Here is a 19,779-nt window from a genome sequence, read left to right as displayed (position 1 = left end):
TTGTCTTGCGCCGGTGCGCCTCAGCTCGAGATTCCGGGTTCGCGTCTTCGACGCGCCCCGGAATGACGGCAGCTAGCTATCGCGCGCCGAGGCGGCGATGATTTCCTGCAAGGACGCGACATGGCGGGCGAAGGCGCCGCGGCCGGAGGCTGTCGCGGTCACCGTGGTCTGCGGCTTCTTGCCGACAAAGGCTTTTTCCACGGCGACATAGCCGGCCTTGGAAAGCGTCTCGATGTGGGCGCCGAGATTGCCGTCGGTTGCGCCCGTGAGCTTTTTCAGCCGGGAGAATTCGAGGCCTGCGGCGGCCGGCAGCGCGTTCAATGCCGCCATGATCCGCAAGCGCAGCGGCTGGTGGATGATGTCGTCGAGCTCGGCCATCGCACTAGCTCCGGCGCATCCACAAGCCGCCCAGGATCAGCCCGCCACCGTTGACCACCGCCATCCACAGCAAGAAAGCGGCGCCGTCGACAAGAAAATAGCCGATCAGGGTCAGCGCCGTAATGCCGAGGCCGATCGCGACAAAAGCCGCCCCGACCCATAACCCGACGATGGTGTAGATCATCATGAAATAGGTCGGCCAGAACACGCCGAGCTGGCGCGGCCCAAAATGCCCGAGCCCGACCGACCAGAGAACGCCGAACGCAAAGAACAGCACGAAGGCCGCGACCGACCTGGGGTCGAAGCTCAGAAGCTTCGTTCGCCTGCTTTCAAACGCGCCGATCGCACACGAACCGGCGAAACCCAGCACGTTCACCGCGATCCAGACATAGGCGCCGTGCCGCGGCCACAGATAGTTGACTACGTTGCCCGCGAAAACCAGCACGCCCCACAGGATCAGCATCAGGCTGGCGATATGATAGGTGGTCGATTGGCGCACCCGGTGCGCGATCGAGGCGATGTCCGACAGCGCCGAGGCGGCCTCCTTAGCATCGATGCTCGTCATGCGCCGCTCTCCCCTTTCGCCACGTCATCGGCGATGACGGAAACCGCCCTGGGATCGCTGACGACGCCGATGTGATCGACGCCGTCGATCAGTTTGACGTCGACCGAGAGCGTAATGCTGCGCACGGCCTCGGCATATTTGTCCGCCAGCATCAATTCATCGGCGGCGCCGGAGATGATCGTGAGCGGTTTGGTCGCAGCGGCAAGATCGGCCCGATAGCCGCGCGTTGCAAAATTGCGCATCAGCCGGTTGGAATAGGCTGGTACCAGCATGTTTGCCGAATTCGGCGGCACCGCGAAGGCCAGCGTCGGCAGCGCCTCGCAGCAATCGATGCCGAGCTTGCGCAGCGCCATCAATCCGAAAATGCGTGGAATATCGGCACTGGCCCAGCCGCCGGAATTCGGCTGGTTGGTCGGCGCATCATAGCCGAGATAGGGCGCCAGCAGGATAGTGCGCGCGAACAGGTTCTGGATCGGGGAACTTGCAACCCGCAACGCAAAACCACCGCCCGCGGAATGGCCGAGCAGCGTTATCGGCACGCTCGGCGCGCTCTTGCGGACCACCGCGACGAAATCTTCGAGATCCTTCTCGAGCTGGCCGACATGGCCGATGTCGCCGCGGGTACCCGACGAGCCGTGGCCGCGGATGTCGATCGCCCAGGTTTCAACGCCGTGCGTCGCCAACGCCTCTGACAACGCATGGATCGCGTTTGCGCTGGAACCGGACGAGCCGTGAATCACGATTGCGGCGCGGCCGCTCGCCGGGCCGCTCGCCGAATAATGGCGGAAGCCGAGCATCGTGCCGTCGCGGGCCTGAAACCGCTCGATGGCAGGTAAGTTGGAGTAGTCGACGTTCTTGCGGGCCGCCGAGACGGAATGCAGCTCGGGAGGGTTTTTCAGCGGCGTCGCGATCATGGCCGTGAGCAGCACGGCGAGGACGCCCACCCCGCACAGGGCCCATTTCAGAACGCCGGACGCGCGCAACAGCCATTTCAACATGACATTTCTCCTCAAAGATCGTTCCATACAGAGAACTCTGTATTACAGAGTATGTGGATTTGCAAGCACTGGATTGGCGGTGGCGGCCGAAAATCCCTAACTTGGGCGCCAGTCTGAAAAGCCCGAATCGATTGTTCCTGATGCCCGCAGCTGAAGCCCTGATCAACGCGCCGGAATTCACGGTGACCGAACTATCCTCCGCCCTAAAGCGGACGGTCGAGGACGCCTATGGCCATGTCCGGGTGCGCGGCGAAATCACGGGCTTTCGCGGGGCGCACTCCTCCGGGCACTGTTATTTCGCGCTGAAGGACGACGGCGCCAAGATCGAGGCGGTGATCTGGAAGTTCGCCCATGCGAGGATGCGCTTCAAGCCGCAGGAAGGCCTCGAGGTCATCGCCACCGGCAAGCTCACGACCTATCCCGGCTCCTCGAAATACCAGATCGTGATCGAGGCGCTGGAGCCCGCCGGCATCGGCGCGCTGATGGCGCTGATGGAAGAGCGCAAGAAGAAGCTTGCCGCCGAGGGGCTATTCGACGAGGCGCGCAAGCAATTGCTGCCATGGCTGCCGGAAGTGATCGGCGTCGTCACCTCGCCGACCGGCGCCGTGATCCGCGACATCCTGCATCGGCTGGAAGATCGTTTTCCGCGCCGCGTGCTGGTGTGGCCGGTCAAGGTGCAGGGCGACGGCTCGGCCGAACAGATCGCCGCCGCCATCCGCGGTTTTAATGCGCTGCCACAAGGAGGCAGGATTCCGCGGCCTGATCTATTGATCGTCGCGCGCGGCGGCGGCTCGCTGGAGGACCTCTGGTCGTTCAACGAGGAAATCGTGGTCCGCGCCGTCGCTCAAAGCATGATCCCGCTGATCTCGGCGGTCGGCCACGAGACCGATATCACGCTGATCGATTTTGTCGCCGACAAGCGCGCGCCGACGCCAACGGCGGCCGCCGAAATGGCGGTTCCGGTGCGCAGCGAACTGTTCGTCGAGCTCGAAAGCCTGGCGCGACGGACGATGACCTGCTGGCAGCGCGGCCAGGAATTCCGCCGCAACGAATTGCGCGCCGCGGCCCGCGCGCTGCCTGCCGCGACCGAGTTGCTGGCGATCCCGCGGCAGCGGCTGGACCGCGCAGCTAGCTCGCTACCCCGCGGATTGAAAGCCAATACGCATGCACATTTCCGCCGATTTGCGGGCGCGAGCGCCCGGCTGACCGTGCGCGTGCTGCGCGGGCAGCTCACGCAGGCGAAGCACCGGTTGACCGTGTCCGGTGAGCGCATGACGCATTCGGCGCGAACGCTGCTGCGAAACCGTCGGGATCGCTTTGCCGGGCTGGAGGTCAGGCTGAAAGCCTCAAAACTCGCCAACGCACAGGCCCAGCGCCAGCGCATCGCGCGCGAGCGCGAACGCGTGGCTCGCCTGGCCGAACGCGCGCGGCGGGCGCTTGTCACCGTAACGCAGCGGCTGCAGGCGCGGGTCGCCCATAGCGGCCAGTTATTGGGGGCCTTGTCCTATCGCAGCGTACTCGCGCGCGGCTTTGCGCTGGTGCGCGACGAGCAAGGCCACCCCCTGCACGCCGCCGCCAGCATCGGTCCCGGCGCGCGGCTCGACCTGGAATTTTCTGATGGCCGCGTCGCGGCGACCGCGGATGGCGATCGCCCGGCGGTCGCGCGCCCCGTGAAGCCGGCGGTAAGCGAGCCGAAGCCGGCCGCGCCGAAGCGGGTGATAAAACCGGTCGGGCAGGGAAGCTTGTTTTAGACGGTGCGCGCTTTGTTACATCTCCCCGCCCTTTTGCGGGGAGAGGTCGAAATTCGCGAAAGCGAATTTCGGGTGAGGGGCAAGGCACAGGGTTCGCCACAACTCCAAGTCTTGACGAGGAGACAGCCCCTCACCCCACCCTCTCCCCGCGAAGAGCGGGGCGAGGGAGAAGCTACCTTGCCAGCCACTCGGCGACCAGCTTTTGCGAATCGGCGCGGGCTTCGGGATCGGTGCCAAGATGGCCGCCTTCGGGCAGAGCCGCGTCCGGCGTTCCGGCGATCGCCTGCGGCGGAAGATTGGCTCGGTCGAAATCGTGATAGGCGCCGGGATAAACCACGATTCGCGTCAATGCGCTGCGCCCGCGCGCGCCGTCGATCATCTGACGGCAGGCGGGCGGCGAACTGACGTCATCCTTGGCGCCGATCAGAAGCAGCGTCGGAATCCGCGCGCTCCAGCCGAGGCCGGCCGAAACCCGGCAATCCGGATAGAACGCCACCGCGGAGCGGAAGTCAGGCTCGACACTGCGCGAGGACGATTGCGGACGCACCGCCCACAATAGCGCGCTGGCGCCGTTCGACCATCCGAGCAGGCTGATGCGGTCGTGGGCGGCCCAGGGCTGCTGCACCAACCATTGCCGCGAGGCCATGATGTCGTCGACCCGCTGGCGACGCGCGAGCACGCGGCGCTCCCGCTCCTTGACGCGGCATTGCGGGCCGAGGTCGCGCGAACCATAGGAGTCCGGAAGCAGGACGGCATTGCCGACTTTGAGCAATTGCTCGGCCCAATCGCGATAGCGCGACAGCACCGGCTCGGAATGGCCCGCCAACCCGCCGCAGCCATGCAGCGCGATCACCACCGGAAACGGGCCGTTGCCGTCGGGCTTGTAGAGCTGCGCGTGCAACGTGCCGCCAGATAAGGGAATGTCGACCTGATGCGGCGCCGGCAAGGGCGCGGCGCCGGCGCCAAACGCTGTGGAGAAAAGCATCAGGAATGTGATTGCTGACAGGAGGCGCATTGTATTTGCCGGGTGCTTGCCGGGCCGCCACGGCGCACTGAAGACAGCGTCCATTCGCGAAACGCTAGCATGCACGAATACAAGATTTCATCACAAATCGGTGGGTTTGACAGGCGGACACCGCGACTTATTTATGATAGATCGATGAATGACAAACATTTAATCCGGTACGATTGGCCGGGGTGACGGAGACTTCAAACGTGCTGAATAAATTCGGTCCCTCGGGCCATGGCGAAGCGCAGGTGCAATATCTCGACGGCGATTTCCGAGTGGTCTCGCCGGGAACCTATGTCCGCTGCGCGGTGACCGATGCGCGGATCCCGCTCGACGAATTGAAATACTGGAGCGTCGACCTGCAGGAGGCCTACGCCATCCCGAGCGCGGTGCTGCAGCGGCATTTCCCCGGCGCTTTGAAGAGTTGAGATCGCAGAGATCGTAGCCTGTAGGATGGGTTGAGCGCTTGCGAAACCCATCAATGGCTTCCAATGAGATGATGGGTTTCGCGGAGTTTATCATCGGGCGCGCGTTCGCGCGACCCGTTGGCTCTGTCCTACGCCTTCGTCCTAAATCTCTTCTCGCGCGCCTTGAACAAGACGCCAGCCACGAACTTCCGCAACGCTGCCGCATCATCAAATTCCAGTCTCACCTTGAACGGCACGATTTCCTTCGCCCAGGCAGGCAGTCCCGCGCCGTTGCGCAACCGCGCCAGATCCTTTTCCGTCGAAACCAGCGTCAGCGCGACGAATTTTGCTTCCGCGAGCAGCATGTCGATCTCGTTTTTCGAAAACGGATGGTGATCACCGAAGGCGCGTTCCACCGCGACCTCGATGCCGTTTTCGCGCAGCGTCCGGAAAAATCGGGCGGGGTCGCCGATCCCCGCGAAGGCGAGCACGCGCTTGCCGGTCAGCGCGGCCAGCGAAACTTCGTCCGGCACAAGATGCGCCGACAGCACCGGTTTTCCCCGCGCGGCGATGGCGGCGGCGACCGGCGCGGCGGAGGTGCCCTGCTCGCCGATCACGACCAGCGCGTCGGTGCGCTCAAGCTGCGGCAATAATGGCGCGCGCAGGGGGCCGGCGGGAAACACACTTCCGTTGCCGAGGCCGCGGACGCGGTCGATCACGATCAGCGAAGCGTCCTTGGCGATCGCCGGATTCTGGAACCCGTCGTCCATCAGGATCACGGTCGCGCGCTGCGACCGCGCCAGCGCGATGCCAGCAACACGATCGCGCGCGACCACCACCGGGACGGTCTGCGCCAGCATCAGCGGCTCATCGCCGACGTCTTCGGCGACATGGCGCGCCGGATCGACGCTGACCGGACCGCGCAATCGCCCGCCATAGCCGCGGCTGAGCACCACCGGCGTCTCGCCGAGATCGCGCAGCACCTTTGTCAGCGCCAGCACCGCCGGGGTCTTGCCGGCGCCGCCGACGTGGTAATTGCCGACGCACAGCACGGGGATGCCGGCGTCAAACCCCTCGCGCTGCAGCCGGTAGGCGGCGATCAGGCCATAGAATGCGCCGAGCGGCGTCAGTAGCAGCGATATCCATGACGATGGCCGGTGCCAGAAGGCCGGCTCACGCATTCGCCGCCCCCATTTCGAGCCGCAACTGCAACAGATACGGTTCGAGCGCGGCGAGCGTCCGGTCGAGCGCGCCGCCGAGTTCGCCGACCACACGCGCCGCGGCTTCTGCCGATACGTCGCGCGCCGCAGGGTCCGCCAGCAACTGGCCGAGCTGTTTCACCAGCGCCTCCTGGGTGTCGGCCCGTCGTGCGCCGCCGGCGCCATCGAGCGCCTCGTAGACGTCGGTGAAATTGAACACATGCGGGCCGTGTACGATCGAGGCGCCGAGCTTGACCGCTTCGATCGGATTCTGCCCGCCATGGGGAATCAGCGAGCCGCCCATGAACACGATCGGCGCCAGGCGGTAAAACAATCCCAGTTCGCCCATGGTATCGGCGACATAGATGTCGGCGGCCGCCGTCGGCAAGTCCTCGTGCGAACGCAACGCCGCATGGAGGCCGGCAGCCGCGATGGTCCGCGCGATCGCCTCGCCGCGATCGGGATGCCGCGGCACGATCACGCTCAACAGCGACGGGAAGAATCCGGCCAGCGTGCGGTGCACGTCGATCAGGATGTCCTCTTCGCCGGGATGGGTCGACGCCGCCACGATGATCGGCCGTCCCCGCGTCACCGCCATCAGCCGCTCCAGTTTGGCGTGATCTGCTGGCGGCGCCGGAACATCCAGCTTCAAATTGCCTGTCGTGATGACGTTGCGGCTGCCAAGCGCGGCAAAGCGCTCGGCATCGACTTTCGATTGGGCGAGACAGACATCGAACCGACCAAGCAGCGCCGAGATCGTGCCGGCAACGCGGCGCCAGCGCGGAAACGAGCGGTGCGACATCCGCCCGTTGATCAGGACCATCGGCAGCCGCCGCGCCGCGCTGGAGAGGATCAGATTGGGCCACAGATCCGACTCGATGAACAGCGCCAGCGACGGCCGCCAGTGATCGAGGAAGCGCGCGACATAGCGCGGCGAATCGTAGGGCACATATTGATGGATGATGTCGGCGGGAAACCGTTTTGCCACGATCGCCGCCGAGGTCACCGTGCCCGAGGTCAGGAGGATGCGGATATTGAGCGCGCGCAGTCTCTCGATCAGGGCTGCCGCCGCCAGCACTTCGCCGACGCTGGCGCCATGGATCCACACCAACGGTCCGTGCGGCCGGACGTCCCGGCTCATGCCGCGCCGCTCAGAGACCCGCGCCGGATCCTCCTTGCCCAATTTCAGCCGCCGCTTGATCAGCGCCGGCGCCAGCGGCACCATCGCGGACGACAGCTTCTGGTAGAAGCGCAGCGTCATCGGCAAGGTGTTAGCCATGGCCCGCCCCTTCCGGACGGCCGATTTGCGCATAGGCGCGACGGGTCGCATCGTTCAGCGTCGCCTCGAGCTGCGCGCGCAATTTTTCCATGGTCTCGGTATCGGCGTCGGGCGGAACCACGATGATGTCGCCTCCCACCAATGTGCCGCGCCCGAACGGCAAATTGATGGTGGTGCGGTCCCAGTTCTTCAGGCGGATGAAGCGGCTCGTGGTCATCGCAAATGGCATGATCGGCCGTCCCGATTCCCGCGCCAGCATGATGATGCCGAGCCCCGCGATCCGCGAGCGCTTCGGCACGTCGGCGGTCAATGCAACGTTATAGTTGTCTTCGAGCGCCCGCACCATCTCCTTGAAGGCGCCGACGCCCCCTTTGCGATGGAACGCCGAGCCATGGTCGCCGGAACCGCGGATGGTGCCGATCCCGAGCCGTTCGGCGGCGATGGCGTTGAATTCGCCGTCGCGGTGCCGCGAGATCAGGACCTTGCCGCGGTGGCTCTTCTTGGTCTTGATGAATGGCGTCATGAAATGCTGGCCGTGCCAGAACGCGAAGATCGCCGGCATCTGCGGTTCGACGATCGCATAGACGTCGGGCGGATCGAAGGCGAACTTGTTGGTCAGCCAGACCAGCCGCAAATATTCGGCCGCGAGGACACCCGCAGCGCGCTGAAGCCAGCTGCTGCGCAGCACGTTACGAAGCAGTTTTTTCAACGGGCAGGCTTCGTGTCTTGATCCGGGTCGAGCAGCCGGTGGAGATGCACGATGAAGTAGCGCATGTGGGCGTTGTCCACGGTCTGCTGCGCCTTGGCCTTCCAGGCGGTGTAGGCGGACGCATAATTGGGGTACACGCCGACGATTTCTACCTTGTCGAGATCCTTGAAGGTCGTCCCCCCAAGATCGGTCAGTTCGCCGCCGATGACGAGATGGAGCAATTGTTGTGGGGCACTATCTGGCATGATTCGCTTTCCTAATGCAGTGCCCGGCAACGTTTCCCAAGACGCGTCGATCGTGTTCAGTGCGAGGGGCGGTTGCGAAAATGCTCGACAATGCGTGCATGACGATCGCTTCCTGCTGCCACCAGCACCCCGTGCGTCACCTCCCGGCGATTGTAGAGGATTTTATCGCCGGAGAGCGCGGTCATGTTACCATTGGCTTCCTGCACGATCAAATTGGCCGCCGCAAGGTCCCAGTCGCGGCTTTGGCCGCCAGCAAAGGCCGCGTCCAGGCTTCCTTGCGCGACCCGGCATAGCCGAAGCGCCAGCGATCCTATCCGGGGATAAAGCGTAATTTCACCCGGTGACAGGTTGAGCCGCTCGACCAGCGGCTTCGGACCGGCGATGCGGGAAAAATCCAGCTCCCTGCCCGGCGTCGCATGGACCGGCACCCCATCAAGCGTGGCGCCCTCGCCGCGCGCGGCAAAGAAAAATTCGTCCGTGGCGGGCGCGAACACGGCCGCCAGCAGGGGCGATGCGTCTTCCACCAGCGCCACGCTGACGCACCAGTCTTCGCGGCCGGCGAGATAGCCACGGGTGCCGTCGATCGGATCGACGATCCAGACGAGATGCTTGCCGAGCCGTGTATCGTCGTCGACGCTCTCTTCCGACAGCCAGCCATAATCCGGCGTCACCGCGCGCAGCCGCTTCTCGAGGAGATCGTTCACCCTGATGTCGGCTTCCGACACCGGCGAGGACGCGCCCTTGGTCCAGTTTTTGAGCTCGGTACGAAAAAGCGACAGCGCCAGCCGGCCTGCCTCCCGCACGGTTTCCCGCAGCAGCGCGCCATCGCGCGCCAAAACCTGGTCGGGCATGCCGCCGGCGTTACCGTCCGCCAAGCGTCAATCCCTCGATGCGCACCGTCGGGGCATTGACGCCATAACGAAATTCCAGATCGTTGGCCGGCACCATCGATTTGAAGATCTCAAGCAGGTGGCCCGCGATCGTCACTTCGCTAACGGCATAGCTGATCTTGCCGTTCTCGATCCAGAATCCGGATGCGCCGCGGCTATAGTCACCGGTCACGCCATTGACGCCGGAGCCGATCAGATCGGTGACGTAAAAGCCCTGCTTGATGTCGGACATCAGCTCGGCCGGCGTCACTTCGCCGGCTTCGAGATGCAGATTATACGGTCCCGGCGAGGGCGAAGAGGAGACGCCGCGGTGGGCATGCCCGGTCGTGACCAGCCCCAATTCGCGCGCGGTCGCGCAATCCAACAGCCACGTGGTCAGCACGCCCTCGTCGACGATCGCCATCTTCTTTACCTTGACGCCCTCGGCGTCGAAGGTTTGCGAGCGCAGTCCGCGCACCCGCAAGGGATCATCGATGATGCGGATATTCTTGGCGAACAACTGCTCGCCGAGACGGTCTTTCAGGAAACTGGTCTTGCGCGCGATCGAGGCGCCGTTGACCGCGCCCACGAGATGGCCGACCAGCGATCCGGAAACCCGGGGATCGAACACCACAGGCACCTTGCAGGTCTCGACCTTGCGCGGGTTGGCGCGCGCCACCGTGCGCTCGCCGGCTTTGCGGCCGACGGTTTCTGGCGATTCAAGGTCGGACGCGTGCGGCGCGGCCGTGTAATCGTAATCGCGTTCCATGCTGGTGCCGTCGCCAACAATGGCGGTCATCGATATGCCCTGGCTCGAACGCAGATATGAGCCGTGAAAGCCGGTAGAAGTCACCAGCACCATACCGCCGATTCCGGTCGAGGCGGACGCGCCGCCGGATTTTGTCACGCCCTTGACCGCGAGCGCGGCGGCCTCGGCCTCATAGGCGCGGCGCTCAAGCTCTGACGTCGATGGGATCACGGGGTCGAGCAGATCGAGATCGGGGAAATCGCGCGCCAGCAGGGACGGATCGGCGAGCCCGACATATTTGTCGTCGGGCGCAACCCGCGCCATCGCCACCGCGCGTTCCGCGAGCCTCGCGACGCCATCGCCGCTGACGTCGTTGGTCGAGACCACCGCCTGGCGCCGGCCCACCAGCACCCGCAGCCCTACGTCATCGCCTTCGGAGCGCTCGGATTCCTCGACGCGCCCGTCACGTACCTCAACGCCCTGCGATACGCCGCGGACTGCGACCGCGTCGGCGGCATCGGCGCCCGCGCGCTTTGCTGCCTCGACCAGCCGCTGCGCCAGGGTACTCAGCGCGGATTGATCGAACAGGTCGGAACTGGCGGTACCGGATGAAAGCGCCGATGCGGCGGATGGTGAAGAGTTCACGAACAAAATCCCGAGGATTGAGGGAGGGTTTGACGACGCCCTGGATGCAAATCAGGGAACCCATGAGATGTTCCTGATTGACGCGGACTTCAAGCGTTTTCAGGTGTCAAAAACAGAAGAATTTCGGCGATAGCGCAATGTCTCGTCAATCATGTGAGCCAAGGTCTTGTCAATCATGCGGGCGAGTGACGTCCGATTAACCAGCCTTTTTAAGCCAATTCGGACGCGCCTCGGCTAGCCTCTCGCACATCGACCGGGAACATAATTCCGGCGGGGAGACAAAGCCGTGAGGCGTCAAACAGCAACAAGCGGGAGCAATCCCGCAGGGTCGAGCCGCGCATTGCGGCTCGACCCTCTCTCTTTGCCGGTCAGCTTCGAGGCGCACGACACCCGCGCCGACGGAGGTGTGCGGCACATCGAACTTCACCGCGAACGGGTCGTGCTGCGCCGTGCCGTCCGTGGCATCGAGATGGCGGTTAATGTCCGCGTGCGCGATTTTCTCGGCGTGGCACTGCGCGGCATCGACGACGCGCAGATGCTGGCGCTGGTGCATCGCGATCCGTCATTGACAATTCCGCTCGGCGTCAGTTCCGATCCGGACGAAATCGCATCCGCCTGGCAGATGTGGAGCGATATTTTCGCCCTTCCGCAACTATTCGAAGCCAAGGCCCGCGAACCCGCCCAACGGCGGCGGCGTCACAACGCGATCCGGACGCGGCGGCCGAAATTTCTGGTGCGCCGGCGCGCCGGCGATCTGCTCAATCCGGCTAACCTGCATCAAGGCGAGCGCGAGATCATCGCGCGGGATTGATTGTATCCACGCATTACAGACGTCATCCTGAGGTGCGCGCTCTTGCGCGCCTCGAAGGATGGCCGCAGGCACCTGCGTTAGTCATCCTTCGAGGCTCGCCGAAGAGGCGCGCACCTCAAGATGACGCTAGACAGCGGCCCGGATCACCGCATCCACGAACAATCCCGCGAACAGCAATAGCCCCGCGTCGCGGTTGGATTTGAAAATCCGCAGGCACAATGCGGGATCGCTGATCTCAAGACGCCAGATCTGCCAGACGAGATGCGCCGCAAACGCGGCAAGCCCGAGCCATGCCGCGACGCCGGCGCCGGCAAGCATTAAAGCAACCCCGATCAAGGCGACCGCCAATCCATAAAACACCATCAGCGCCTGATGGGTGCGGGCGCCGAACAACAGCGCGGTGGATTTGATGCCGATCAGCGCGTCGTCCTCGGCGTCCTGATGCGCATAGATGGTGTCGTAGCCGATCACCCAGGCGATCGACCCCGCATAGAGCACAAGCGCCGTCGCATCGAGCCGACTGAGCGTCACCGCAAATCCCATCAGCGCGCCCCAGGAGAAGGCCAAGCCCAGCACGATCTGCGGCCACCAGGTGATCCGCTTCATGAACGGATAGACCGCGACGATGATCAGCGAGGCGATGCCGGTTAAGACCGCGAAGCGGTTGAATTGCAGCAGCACGACCAGCCCAATCAGCGCCTGAAACACCAGAAAGGCAAAGGCCTGCGGCACGCTGACTTGTCCGGCCGGGATCGGCCGCGACCGCGTCCGCTCGACCTTGGCATCGAGATCGCGATCGGTGATGTCGTTCCAGGTGCAGCCGGCGCCGCGCATGACGAAGGCGCCGATAAAGAACAGCACGATGATAAGGGGCAATCGGCTGATGTCGTGGGCGACGCCGGCGGCGAGCGCCGCCGACCACCAGCACGGCATCAGCAACAGCCAGGAGCCGATCGGCCGGTCGAGACGGGAAAGCCGCAAATAGGGCCGCGACCATGGCGGCGCGTGGGTGTCGACCCAGTTGCCGGTCGCATCCGCAACGCGCGAGCCCGCGCCGCTCATCTGATCACCGGGTAAGGACGTTGCCGTTCAGCGTATCGAAGGTGCTGCCGCCCTTCTTGGCGGTGGCGGTGGCCTCGGGGAGCGCCGCCGAAGAGCCCAGCACCTCGCTCAGGCTCGGGCCGGCCGGCCCCCTCTGCTGCACCTGCTGTGCCGCCGCGCAGACTTTTTGCTGCATGTTCTCGGTGTTCTTGTGGCCTTGCTTCAGCTGGTCCGCGACCTGCGACGGAATTCCGCACTTCGCGGCGTGGGATTCGACGTATTTGATCATCTTGAGCTCGGACTGGCCGAAATTCCCGATCAGCTTGCAGGCTTCGTCCGGCGGCGCATGGCGGTCGCTGGCGGCCTTGATCAGCTTGCCGCGTTTTTCCGCTTCTTCCCGGAGCGGCACGAACCCCTTCATGCACTCCTCCGACGGACCTCCCTGCGGCGGCGCCGGCCCGCGCTCGAACGCGGAGCCGGTGACGGGCGCCGCGCCGTTGACCGGAAACGAAGTGGGAGCGGCGCCAACCGAAGCCTTTGGAGCCGAGCCGTTGACCGGCGGGAACGCCGGGTCGTTGGGCACCACTCCCTGATTGGGCAGCGGCGCCGGAAAGGCGCCTTGCGCAAAAGCCAGACCGGCATGGGCTGTCATCACGACAGCCACGGCCAGCGGCACAATCAAACGGCGGCGGATGATCACGGCTTTCCCTCCGGCAAGGTCTTCCCGATAGAAGGCCATAACGATTAAATGGTTAAAGGCTTTTTACGATTCCTGCCGCCGCTTAACAACCCGTGGAATTTGGCAACAGCGCGGCGTAGCGCCGCGCTGGAAGGCCAATTATTGCTTTAATTCTACGCCTTTGGGCTAAAAGCGCCCGGGAATTGGAACATCTGTGATGCCCTTACGCGATTTTGATCGACCCCGGCTGTTTGTCGACGCCGCGCTGGTGGCGGGGGAAACGGCCGCGCTGGAGCGCGGCCAAAGCAATTATCTCGGCAATGTACTCCGCCTCGGCGCCGGCGAATCAATCCTGGTTTTCAACGGACGCGATGGCGAATGGCAGGCGGCGATTGAGGGCCGCAAGCGGCCGGACCGCCTTGTGATTATCGCCCAGACCCGGCCGCAGGATCGCCTGCCCGACCTCGCCTACGTCTTTGCGCCGCTGAAACACGCAAGGCTCGACTACATGGTGCAGAAAGCGGTCGAGATGGGAGCCTCAAAGCTTCAGCCGGTTTTGACCCGCTTCACCCAGGTCTCGCGGGTCAATGGCGAGCGGATGCGCGCCAATGTCATCGAAGCCGCCGAGCAATGCGGCATCCTCAGCCTGGCTGATGTCGCCGAACCCGTGACGCTCGAGCACTTTCTGAGCCAGCGCGACGGCGGCCGGCTGTTGGTCTTCTGCGATGAGGCGGCCGATGTCGCAAACCCGGTGCAGGCGCTGCAGAGCGCCATAGCTGCCGCAGGCGGTATCGACGTCCTGATCGGCCCCGAAGGCGGATTTGCCGAGGAAGAGCGGGCGATCATGATGCGGCAGCCGAAAATCCTGCGGCTTTCCTTAGGCCCCCGGGTGCTGCGCGCCGATACCGCCGGCGTGGCGGCGCTGGCACTGGTGCAGACGGTGCTCGGCGACTGGGCCGGGCCCGGCGGCTAGCCCTTGGCGATTCTTGCCCAGTCATTAAGTCACTTGGCCGATCCCTGTCGAAACCGGCCTCCAGCCATGCTAAGGCCTGCGCCCTGACCGGAGCGCGATCAGCAAAAGTGGAGGCCGGTTTTGCGTCCGATCGCGCTCTAAACTATTGAAAGAGCGCATGATCTTTTCGCCAAACCGCTCACACTTTGGCGGATCATGCGCTAAACCCGTTTCCGCACCCACTTCGGACTTCGAGATGACCTTGACCGCCGCCCCTCGTGCGACCGGATCCGCCGCATGGGCGGACGGCCTGCTGTTGTCGTTCGCGAAGGCCGGTTACCTCCGGGCCGAGCCTTTGATCCTGCAGCCGGCCGAGCCGTTTCTCGACCTCTCCGGCGAGGACATCCGCAAGAGCCTTTATTTGACCACCGATGCCGGCGGCGAAGAACTCTGCCTTCGCCCCGACCTCACCATTCCAGTGGCGCGCGATTACCTCGCCTCCCCCCGCGCCGGAAAACCTGCCGGGTTCAGCTATCTCGGGCCGGTGTTCCGCTATCGCGGCGGCCGGCCGAGCGAATTCCTGCAGGCCGGCATCGAATCCTTCGGGCGGCAGGATCGCGCCGCGGCCGACGCCGAAATGCTGGCGCTGGCGCTGGAAGCAACCAGCGCGGTCGGGCTGAGCGGCGTCGAAATCCGCACCGGCGACGTGGCGCTGTTCAACGCGCTGATCGATGCGCTCGATCTCTATCCGGTATGGCGGCGGCGGCTGATCAAGGATTTCAATCGCAAGACCTCGCTGGAGCAGGACATCGAGCGGCTCACGCTCGCGACCGGACCCGGCCGCAACGAATATGAGGGCGTGCTCGCCGCACTCGCGGGCTCCGACCGCAAGGCGGCGCTGGCGCTGGTCACCGATCTGATGTCGATCGCCGGCACCACCAATGTCGGCGGACGCACGGTCTCGGAGATCGCCGACCGCTTCCTCGAACAATCGACCCTGAAAGGCGGCGCGCTGCCGCGCAACGCACTGGAGACGATCAAGCGGTTCCTCGCGATCGCGGGTGCGCCCGGCGAGGCTGTGGCGCAATTGCGCGCGCTCGCCAATGACGCCAAGCTCAACATCACGGCGGCGATCGACCAGTTCGAAAGCCGCGTCGGCTTGATGGCCGCGCGCGGCATCGATACCGGCAAGACGCGCTTTTCAACCTCGTTCGGGCGCGGCCTCGATTATTACACCGGCTTCGAGTTCGAACTGCACGCCAAGGGCAATGGCGGCGAGCCGCTGGTGGCGGGCGGGCGCTATGACGGGTTGATGACCCAGCTTGGGGCCGCGAGCCCAATCCCGGCGGTCGGGTTTTCGATCTGGGTCGAAACCCTGACGCAACTGGGCCGCAAGCCGGGCGCTGCCAGCGGGAGCGCGGCATGACGACGCCCTTCGTTCTCGCGGTTCCCTCGAAAGGCCGCCTGCAGGAAAACGCCGAAGCCTTCTTCACCCGCGCAGGCCTGGCGCTGGCAAAACCGCGCGGCGCCCGCGACTATCGCGGCACCATCGCAGGCCTCGACAATGTCGAGATCGCCTATCTCTCGGCGAGCGAGATCGCCTGGCAATTGGCGCGCGGCATGGTCCATCTCGGCGTCACCGGCGAAGATCTGGTGCGTGAAACCATCCTCGACGCCGACAAGCGGGTATTGCTGATCGACAGCCTCGGCTTTGGCAACGCCAATGTCGTGGTCGCGGTGCCGCAGGCCTGGATCGACGTCCGCACCATGGCCGATCTCGACGATGTCACCACCGGATTTCGCGCCCAGCATAACCGGCGGATGCGGGTCGCGACCAAATATATCAACCTGACCCGGACCTTCTTTGCCTCCCACGGCGTCGTCGATTACCGCATTGTCGAGAGCGCCGGCGCGACCGAAGGCGCGCCCGCGGTCGGCACCGCCGAGATGATCGTCGATATCACGACGACCGGCGCGACCCTGGCCGCCAACGGACTCAAGGTGCTCGACGACGGCGTGATCCTGCGCAGCCAAGCCAACCTCGTCGCATCAAAGGACGCCGACTGGTCGAGCGAGGCGCGCGAGACCGCTCGCGTCATCCTGGATCACATCGCCGCCCGCGCCCGCGCCAGCAAGTACCGGGAAGTCCGCACCCGCTTCAAGGAATGCACCGCCGCGCTTTTGGCGGAAGCGCATAACCGTTTTGGCGTGGTCTCGCCATTCGGCGGGCCGACATCGTCGGGAATGGTTACGCTGCACTGCCCACCGGCGCAGCTTTACGCGCTCGGCAGTTTTCTGCGCGCGCATGGCGCCGAAACGGTATCGGTGGCATCGCTCGACTATGTACTCGACCGCGCCAATCCGCTGTTCGCCAAGCTCGAGGCCTTCCTGCGACAGTGAAGCGCATGTCCGTTCATCGTTGCGACAGCTAGCAACGGGTAGCAATATGCCGACATTTGGCCCTTTGGAACCTGATCGATGGTGCTGGGTAGCGACGTTTCCGGTTTGACGACCACTGCAGCCAATGCCGCGGCGCAGGGGCTGTCGATCGTCGTGCCGGTGTATAACGAGGCCGCCGGGCTCGCGCTATTGCATGACCGGCTCTCCGAATTGGCAAGGGCGTTGCGGCAGCGCTACGGCCTGCCCTGCGAGGTCGTCTATGTCGACGACGGCAGCAGCGATGCGACGCTTGCCATCGCGCGCGCGCTCGCACCCGATGCGCTCGATGTCCAGGTCGTGTCGCTGTCGCGCAATTTCGGCAAGGAAGCCGCCCTGATGGCCGGACTGGACCATGCCCGGCTCGGCGCGGTCCTGTTCATGGACGGCGACGGCCAACATCCGCCTGACCTCGTCGAGAAACTGGTCGGCCACTGGATCGATGGCGGCTTCGACGTGGTCTACACCGCCAAAGCCAATCGCGACAACGAATCGGTGCTGCGGCGGCTGGCCGTGCATGGCTTCTACGCGCTGATCAATTGGGGCGCGCGGCAGAAAATCCCGGAAGACGCCGGCGACTTCCGCCTGCTGTCGCCGCGCGCGGCCGCCGCGTTGCGGCAGCTTCCCGAGCGCAATCGCTTCTTCAAGGGGCTCGCGAGCTGGATCGGTTTCCGCCAGGTTCGCGTCGACTACGAACCCGCAGCCCGCGCGCACGGCGTCACGACATTCAGTCCCGGGCGGCTGGTCGGGCTTTCGATCGAGGGCCTTACGTCGTTTTCGGTGGCGCCGCTGCGTTTTGCGAGCCTGCTCGGCGTCCTGCTCGCGTCCGCAGCCTTCCTGTTCGGTCTCTCGATCCTGTGGGAAACCTGGACCACCGGCAAATCGGTTCCCGGCTATCCCTCGCTGGTGGTCGGCCTGATGACCATCGGCGGCGTGCAACTGATCATGATCGGCATTGTCGGCGAATATATCGGCAAGATCCTTTCCGAGCTGAAGGCACGCCCGATTTATTTTGTGGCCGAGCACAGCGTGAAGCGCGTCGAGACCGAAGTAGCAGCCTCCAGCGTCAGCGAACGGACCGCGGCGGAATGAACGACGCCGCGCCGCCGCGCCGCATCTGGCTGTGCGCCGACGATTACGGTATCAGTCCCGGCGTCAACCGCGCCATCCGCGACCTGATCGAGCGCGGCCGGCTCAATGCGACCTCGGTGATGGTGGTCGGCCCCGCGATCGGCCGGGACGAAGTCGGCGCGCTTGTCTCCGTTGCCGCCAACAGCCCGCGTTGCGCGATCGGCTTGCATGTCACGCTGACGGCGCCGTTTCGGCCGCTGACGATGCACTTCAAGCCGATCGATGGCGGCATGTTCTTGCGTTTTCCGAAACTGTTGCGCGCGGGGCTGTTGCGGCGGCTCGACACCGAAATCATCGGCGCCGAATTGACGGTGCAGCTTGCGGCTTTCAGCGACATGTTCGGCCGTCAGCCTGATTTCGTCGACGGCCACCAGCACGTGCAGTTGTTTCCGCAAGTGCGCGACGCCTTCCTGGCGGCGGTGAAGGAGGCTGCGCCCAACGCCTGGGTTCGCCAGGGCGGACGCAACGCGCGGCTCTCGCGGCGGCTCGGCGCGCCCAAGGCGCTGTTTCTCGACCTTTTGAGCGCGCAATTTCGCGCCCGCGCCGCGCGCGCCGATATCGCGTTCAATCCCGGCTTTGCCGGCGCCTATGATTTTTCACGGCAAAGCGATTTCGGCGTATTGATGCGGCAGTTTCTCGACGGGCTGCCGGAGGGCGGCCTGATCATGTGCCACCCCGGCTTCGTCGACGAGACCCTCATCAGCCTCGACCCGCTCACGGTCCAGCGCGAAAATGAACACGCATTTCTCGGCGGCGAGCAATTTACGCAGTTGTTGGCGGCGAACAGCGTTACGTTGTCCTGACATCCATCAATAAATGTGCAGGGCAATCCGTCACATCCAAAAATTTAATTCCGCGACCCCACTACTGGCGACACAAAGCCCCCCTACATCTCCCCCCGCGCGTCGACGCGAGCGAGGGAGAGAATCCATGACACCGCAAGAACGCCAATTGGTTGACGACCTTTTCGACCGCCTCTCCAAGGTGGAGAGCGCGCCACGCGATCCGGATGCCGGCGCGGCGATCTCGGAAGGGTTGCGCAAGGCGCCCAACGCCGTTTACGCGCTGGTGCAGACCGTGCTGCTGCAGGATGAAGCACTCAAGCGTGCCAACAGCCACATCCAGGAACTGGAGGCGCGCTGCGCGGGCGAGCAACATCAATCCGGCGGGTTCCTCGATTCAATGCGGGGGGCGGTTTTCGGGCAAGATCAGCCGCGCGGCTCGGTGCCGAACGTGCCGCCGCCTCAAGCTTCGAGCCGCCCGGTCTGGAACAGCGGCCAGGTCATGCAGCAGGCGCAGGGCCCCGGACATTATGATCAGGGTTATGGCCAGGGTCCCTACGGCCAAGGCTCCTATGGTCAAGGCGCCTATGGTCAAGGCTCCTATGGTCAAGGCGCCTATGGTCAAGGCGCTTATGGTCAAGGCGCTTATGGTCAAGGCGGGTACGGTCAGCCCGGGTTCCAGAGCCCGTTCGGCGGAGGCGGCGGCTCGTTTCTCGGAACCGCGGCGGCAACGGCGGCCGGAGTGGTCGGCGGATCGCTGCTGCTCAACAGCATCCGGGGGATGATGGGCGGCAGCCATCAAGCCTTCGCCGATTCAAGTGTTGCCGATCGGGCCGTGAGCCAAACTCCGTCGAGCGATCAATCCAACAGCAATCTCGCGCACGACGCGGGGATCAACGATATCGGCTCATCGGCGGGCCACACTGAGGACAACTCGCGCGCCGGATTATTCGACACCGCATCGAACGATGACAAATCCGCATCGCAGGATTTCGGCGCGGATCACGACGACATGGACCTGGATTCCGACGAGTTCGGCGGCGACAGCGACAGCGATTACGCCTGATCTGTTTTTCGACCGTCAAAATCAAAAAAGAACGGCCGCCCGAACCAGGCGGCCGTTTGGTTTTCGGCTCGCAATAAAA

General features: G+C 64.6%; 21 protein-coding genes. 9 read left to right on the top strand and 12 right to left on the bottom strand.

All coding sequences use genetic code 11. From position 1 onward, the window contains the following. Positions 1-72: 72 nt before the first annotated feature. The 3 genes from B5526_RS25650 to B5526_RS25640 are packed head-to-tail and all read right to left on the bottom strand — an operon-like array spanning position 73 to position 1,941. On the bottom strand, positions 73-378 hold the full coding sequence (locus B5526_RS25650; RefSeq protein ID WP_079542626.1) for a winged helix-turn-helix domain-containing protein: 306 nt from the start codon (positions 376-378) through the stop codon (positions 73-75). Between the two features lie 4 nt (positions 379-382). Then, positions 383-943, bottom strand: coding sequence for a hypothetical protein (locus tag B5526_RS25645; RefSeq protein ID WP_079542625.1), 561 nt, complete (start codon positions 941-943; stop codon positions 383-385). Beyond that, positions 940-1,941 carry an alpha/beta hydrolase gene (locus B5526_RS25640; protein ID WP_079542624.1) on the bottom strand — a complete coding sequence of 334 codons (1,002 nt, stop codon included), beginning with the start codon at positions 1,939-1,941 and terminating at the stop codon, positions 940-942. Before B5526_RS25640 ends, B5526_RS25645 begins: the two co-directional genes overlap by 4 nt. Positions 1,942-2,081: 140 nt before the next feature. On the opposite strand from B5526_RS25640, the gene xseA reads away from it, so the two are divergent. Next, a complete protein-coding gene (gene xseA, locus B5526_RS25635; RefSeq protein WP_079545357.1) occupies positions 2,082-3,692 on the top strand; it encodes an exodeoxyribonuclease VII large subunit in 1,611 nt (536 codons plus the stop codon). A 172-nt stretch (positions 3,693-3,864) separates the two neighbouring features. Here xseA and B5526_RS25630 read toward each other — a convergent pair whose 3' ends face one another. Beyond that, positions 3,865-4,707, bottom strand: a complete 843-nt coding sequence (locus B5526_RS25630) for a dienelactone hydrolase family protein (protein ID WP_079545354.1) — start codon at positions 4,705-4,707, stop codon at positions 3,865-3,867. A gap of 200 nt (positions 4,708-4,907) precedes the next feature. On the opposite strand from B5526_RS25630, the gene B5526_RS25625 reads away from it, so the two are divergent. Then, positions 4,908-5,129, top strand: coding sequence for a DUF2093 domain-containing protein (locus tag B5526_RS25625; RefSeq protein WP_079545352.1), 222 nt, complete (start codon positions 4,908-4,910; stop codon positions 5,127-5,129). Between the two features lie 128 nt (positions 5,130-5,257). Here B5526_RS25625 and lpxK read toward each other — a convergent pair whose 3' ends face one another. From lpxK to B5526_RS25595, 6 genes are read right to left on the bottom strand one after another with little or no spacing between them, the layout of a single operon-like run. Beyond that, positions 5,258-6,289, bottom strand: a complete 1,032-nt coding sequence (gene lpxK, locus B5526_RS25620) for a tetraacyldisaccharide 4'-kinase (RefSeq protein ID WP_079542623.1) — start codon at positions 6,287-6,289, stop codon at positions 5,258-5,260. Further along, the gene (locus tag B5526_RS25615; protein WP_079542622.1) at positions 6,282-7,619 is read right to left on the bottom strand and encodes a 3-deoxy-D-manno-octulosonic acid transferase; all 1,338 of its coding nucleotides are present in this window, start codon (positions 7,617-7,619) and stop codon (positions 6,282-6,284) included. The genes lpxK and B5526_RS25615 overlap by 8 nt, the downstream gene beginning before the upstream one ends. Beyond that, the gene (locus B5526_RS25610; protein WP_079542621.1) at positions 7,579-8,295 is read right to left on the bottom strand and encodes a lysophospholipid acyltransferase family protein; all 717 of its coding nucleotides are present in this window, start codon (positions 8,293-8,295) and stop codon (positions 7,579-7,581) included. Before B5526_RS25610 ends, B5526_RS25615 begins: the two co-directional genes overlap by 41 nt. Further along, a complete protein-coding gene (locus B5526_RS25605) occupies positions 8,292-8,540 on the bottom strand; it encodes a DUF4170 domain-containing protein (protein ID WP_079542620.1) in 249 nt (82 codons plus the stop codon). The genes B5526_RS25610 and B5526_RS25605 overlap by 4 nt, the downstream gene beginning before the upstream one ends. A gap of 56 nt (positions 8,541-8,596) precedes the next feature. Then, positions 8,597-9,391: a 3'(2'),5'-bisphosphate nucleotidase CysQ gene (locus tag B5526_RS25600; protein ID WP_433994664.1), complete on the bottom strand. Its 795-nt coding sequence runs from the start codon at positions 9,389-9,391 to the stop codon at positions 8,597-8,599. 10 nt (positions 9,392-9,401) lie between these two features. After that, positions 9,402-10,802, bottom strand: coding sequence for a TldD/PmbA family protein (locus B5526_RS25595; RefSeq protein WP_079542618.1), 1,401 nt, complete (start codon positions 10,800-10,802; stop codon positions 9,402-9,404). Between the two features lie 286 nt (positions 10,803-11,088). Here B5526_RS25595 and B5526_RS25590 point away from each other — a divergent pair, with 286 nt between their 5' ends. Further along, complete coding sequence (locus B5526_RS25590; RefSeq protein ID WP_079542617.1) at positions 11,089-11,613, top strand: DUF6101 family protein; 525 nt, start codon at positions 11,089-11,091, stop codon at positions 11,611-11,613. Between the two features lie 126 nt (positions 11,614-11,739). Here the strand turns inward: B5526_RS25590 and ubiA are convergent, their stop codons facing one another. Continuing rightward, entirely contained in the window at positions 11,740-12,675 is a 936-nt protein-coding gene (gene ubiA, locus B5526_RS25585) for a 4-hydroxybenzoate octaprenyltransferase (protein ID WP_079542616.1), read from the bottom strand. 4 nt (positions 12,676-12,679) lie between these two features. Further along, on the bottom strand, positions 12,680-13,348 hold the full coding sequence (locus B5526_RS25580; RefSeq protein ID WP_079545350.1) for a hypothetical protein: 669 nt from the start codon (positions 13,346-13,348) through the stop codon (positions 12,680-12,682). Between the two features lie 202 nt (positions 13,349-13,550). On the opposite strand from B5526_RS25580, the gene B5526_RS25575 reads away from it, so the two are divergent. The 6 genes from B5526_RS25575 to B5526_RS25550 all read left to right on the top strand — a co-directional run bounded on the left by B5526_RS25575 (position 13,551) and on the right by B5526_RS25550 (position 19,700). Next, positions 13,551-14,306: a 16S rRNA (uracil(1498)-N(3))-methyltransferase gene (locus B5526_RS25575; protein WP_079542615.1), complete on the top strand. Its 756-nt coding sequence runs from the start codon at positions 13,551-13,553 to the stop codon at positions 14,304-14,306. Between the two features lie 235 nt (positions 14,307-14,541). Beyond that, positions 14,542-15,711 carry an ATP phosphoribosyltransferase regulatory subunit gene (locus tag B5526_RS25570; RefSeq protein WP_079542614.1) on the top strand — a complete coding sequence of 390 codons (1,170 nt, stop codon included), beginning with the start codon at positions 14,542-14,544 and terminating at the stop codon, positions 15,709-15,711. Then, positions 15,708-16,685, top strand: coding sequence for an ATP phosphoribosyltransferase (gene hisG, locus B5526_RS25565; protein ID WP_079542613.1), 978 nt, complete (start codon positions 15,708-15,710; stop codon positions 16,683-16,685). The genes B5526_RS25570 and hisG overlap by 4 nt, the downstream gene beginning before the upstream one ends. A gap of 78 nt (positions 16,686-16,763) precedes the next feature. Further along, positions 16,764-17,813 carry a glycosyltransferase family 2 protein gene (locus tag B5526_RS25560; RefSeq protein WP_079542612.1) on the top strand — a complete coding sequence of 350 codons (1,050 nt, stop codon included), beginning with the start codon at positions 16,764-16,766 and terminating at the stop codon, positions 17,811-17,813. Continuing rightward, positions 17,810-18,655: a ChbG/HpnK family deacetylase gene (locus tag B5526_RS25555; protein WP_079542611.1), complete on the top strand. Its 846-nt coding sequence runs from the start codon at positions 17,810-17,812 to the stop codon at positions 18,653-18,655. The genes B5526_RS25560 and B5526_RS25555 overlap by 4 nt, the downstream gene beginning before the upstream one ends. A gap of 127 nt (positions 18,656-18,782) precedes the next feature. After that, positions 18,783-19,700 (top strand): DUF2076 domain-containing protein, encoded by a 918-nt coding sequence (locus tag B5526_RS25550; protein ID WP_079542610.1) that lies wholly within the window; start codon positions 18,783-18,785, stop codon positions 19,698-19,700. The last annotated feature ends 79 nt before the right edge of the window (positions 19,701-19,779 follow it).

It is taken from the genome of Bradyrhizobium lablabi (assembly GCF_900141755.1).
Classification (GTDB): domain Bacteria; phylum Pseudomonadota; class Alphaproteobacteria; order Rhizobiales; family Xanthobacteraceae; genus Bradyrhizobium; species Bradyrhizobium lablabi_A.
Note: the sequence above shows the minus strand (reverse complement) of the source record. Positions and strands in the feature narration are given on the sequence as shown.

Excerpts from the sequence above, each read along its gene's own strand:
- B5526_RS25650 (WP_079542626.1), bottom strand. The coding sequence starts at position 378 with ATGGCCGAGCTCGACGACATCATCCACCAGCCGCTGCGCTTGCGGATC.
- B5526_RS25645 (WP_079542625.1), bottom strand. The coding sequence starts at position 943 with ATGACGAGCATCGATGCTAAGGAGGCCGCCTCGGCGCTGTCGGACATC.
- B5526_RS25640 (WP_079542624.1), bottom strand. The coding sequence starts at position 1,941 with ATGTTGAAATGGCTGTTGCGCGCGTCCGGCGTTCTGAAATGGGCCCTG.
- xseA (WP_079545357.1), top strand. The coding sequence starts at position 2,082 with ATGCCCGCAGCTGAAGCCCTGATCAACGCGCCGGAATTCACGGTGACC.
- B5526_RS25630 (WP_079545354.1), bottom strand. The coding sequence starts at position 4,707 with ATGCGCCTCCTGTCAGCAATCACATTCCTGATGCTTTTCTCCACAGCG.
- lpxK (WP_079542623.1), bottom strand. The coding sequence starts at position 6,289 with ATGCGTGAGCCGGCCTTCTGGCACCGGCCATCGTCATGGATATCGCTG.
- B5526_RS25615 (WP_079542622.1), bottom strand. The coding sequence starts at position 7,619 with ATGCGCAAATCGGCCGTCCGGAAGGGGCGGGCCATGGCTAACACCTTG.
- B5526_RS25605 (WP_079542620.1), bottom strand. The coding sequence starts at position 8,540 with ATGCCAGATAGTGCCCCACAACAATTGCTCCATCTCGTCATCGGCGGC.
- B5526_RS25600 (WP_433994664.1), bottom strand. The coding sequence starts at position 9,391 with ATGCCCGACCAGGTTTTGGCGCGCGATGGCGCGCTGCTGCGGGAAACC.
- ubiA (WP_079542616.1), bottom strand. The coding sequence starts at position 12,675 with ATGAGCGGCGCGGGCTCGCGCGTTGCGGATGCGACCGGCAACTGGGTC.
- B5526_RS25575 (WP_079542615.1), top strand. The coding sequence starts at position 13,551 with ATGCCCTTACGCGATTTTGATCGACCCCGGCTGTTTGTCGACGCCGCG.
- B5526_RS25570 (WP_079542614.1), top strand. The coding sequence starts at position 14,542 with ATGACCTTGACCGCCGCCCCTCGTGCGACCGGATCCGCCGCATGGGCG.
- hisG (WP_079542613.1), top strand. The coding sequence starts at position 15,708 with ATGACGACGCCCTTCGTTCTCGCGGTTCCCTCGAAAGGCCGCCTGCAG.
- B5526_RS25560 (WP_079542612.1), top strand. The coding sequence starts at position 16,764 with ATGGTGCTGGGTAGCGACGTTTCCGGTTTGACGACCACTGCAGCCAAT.
- B5526_RS25555 (WP_079542611.1), top strand. The coding sequence starts at position 17,810 with ATGAACGACGCCGCGCCGCCGCGCCGCATCTGGCTGTGCGCCGACGAT.
- B5526_RS25550 (WP_079542610.1), top strand. The coding sequence starts at position 18,783 with ATGACACCGCAAGAACGCCAATTGGTTGACGACCTTTTCGACCGCCTC.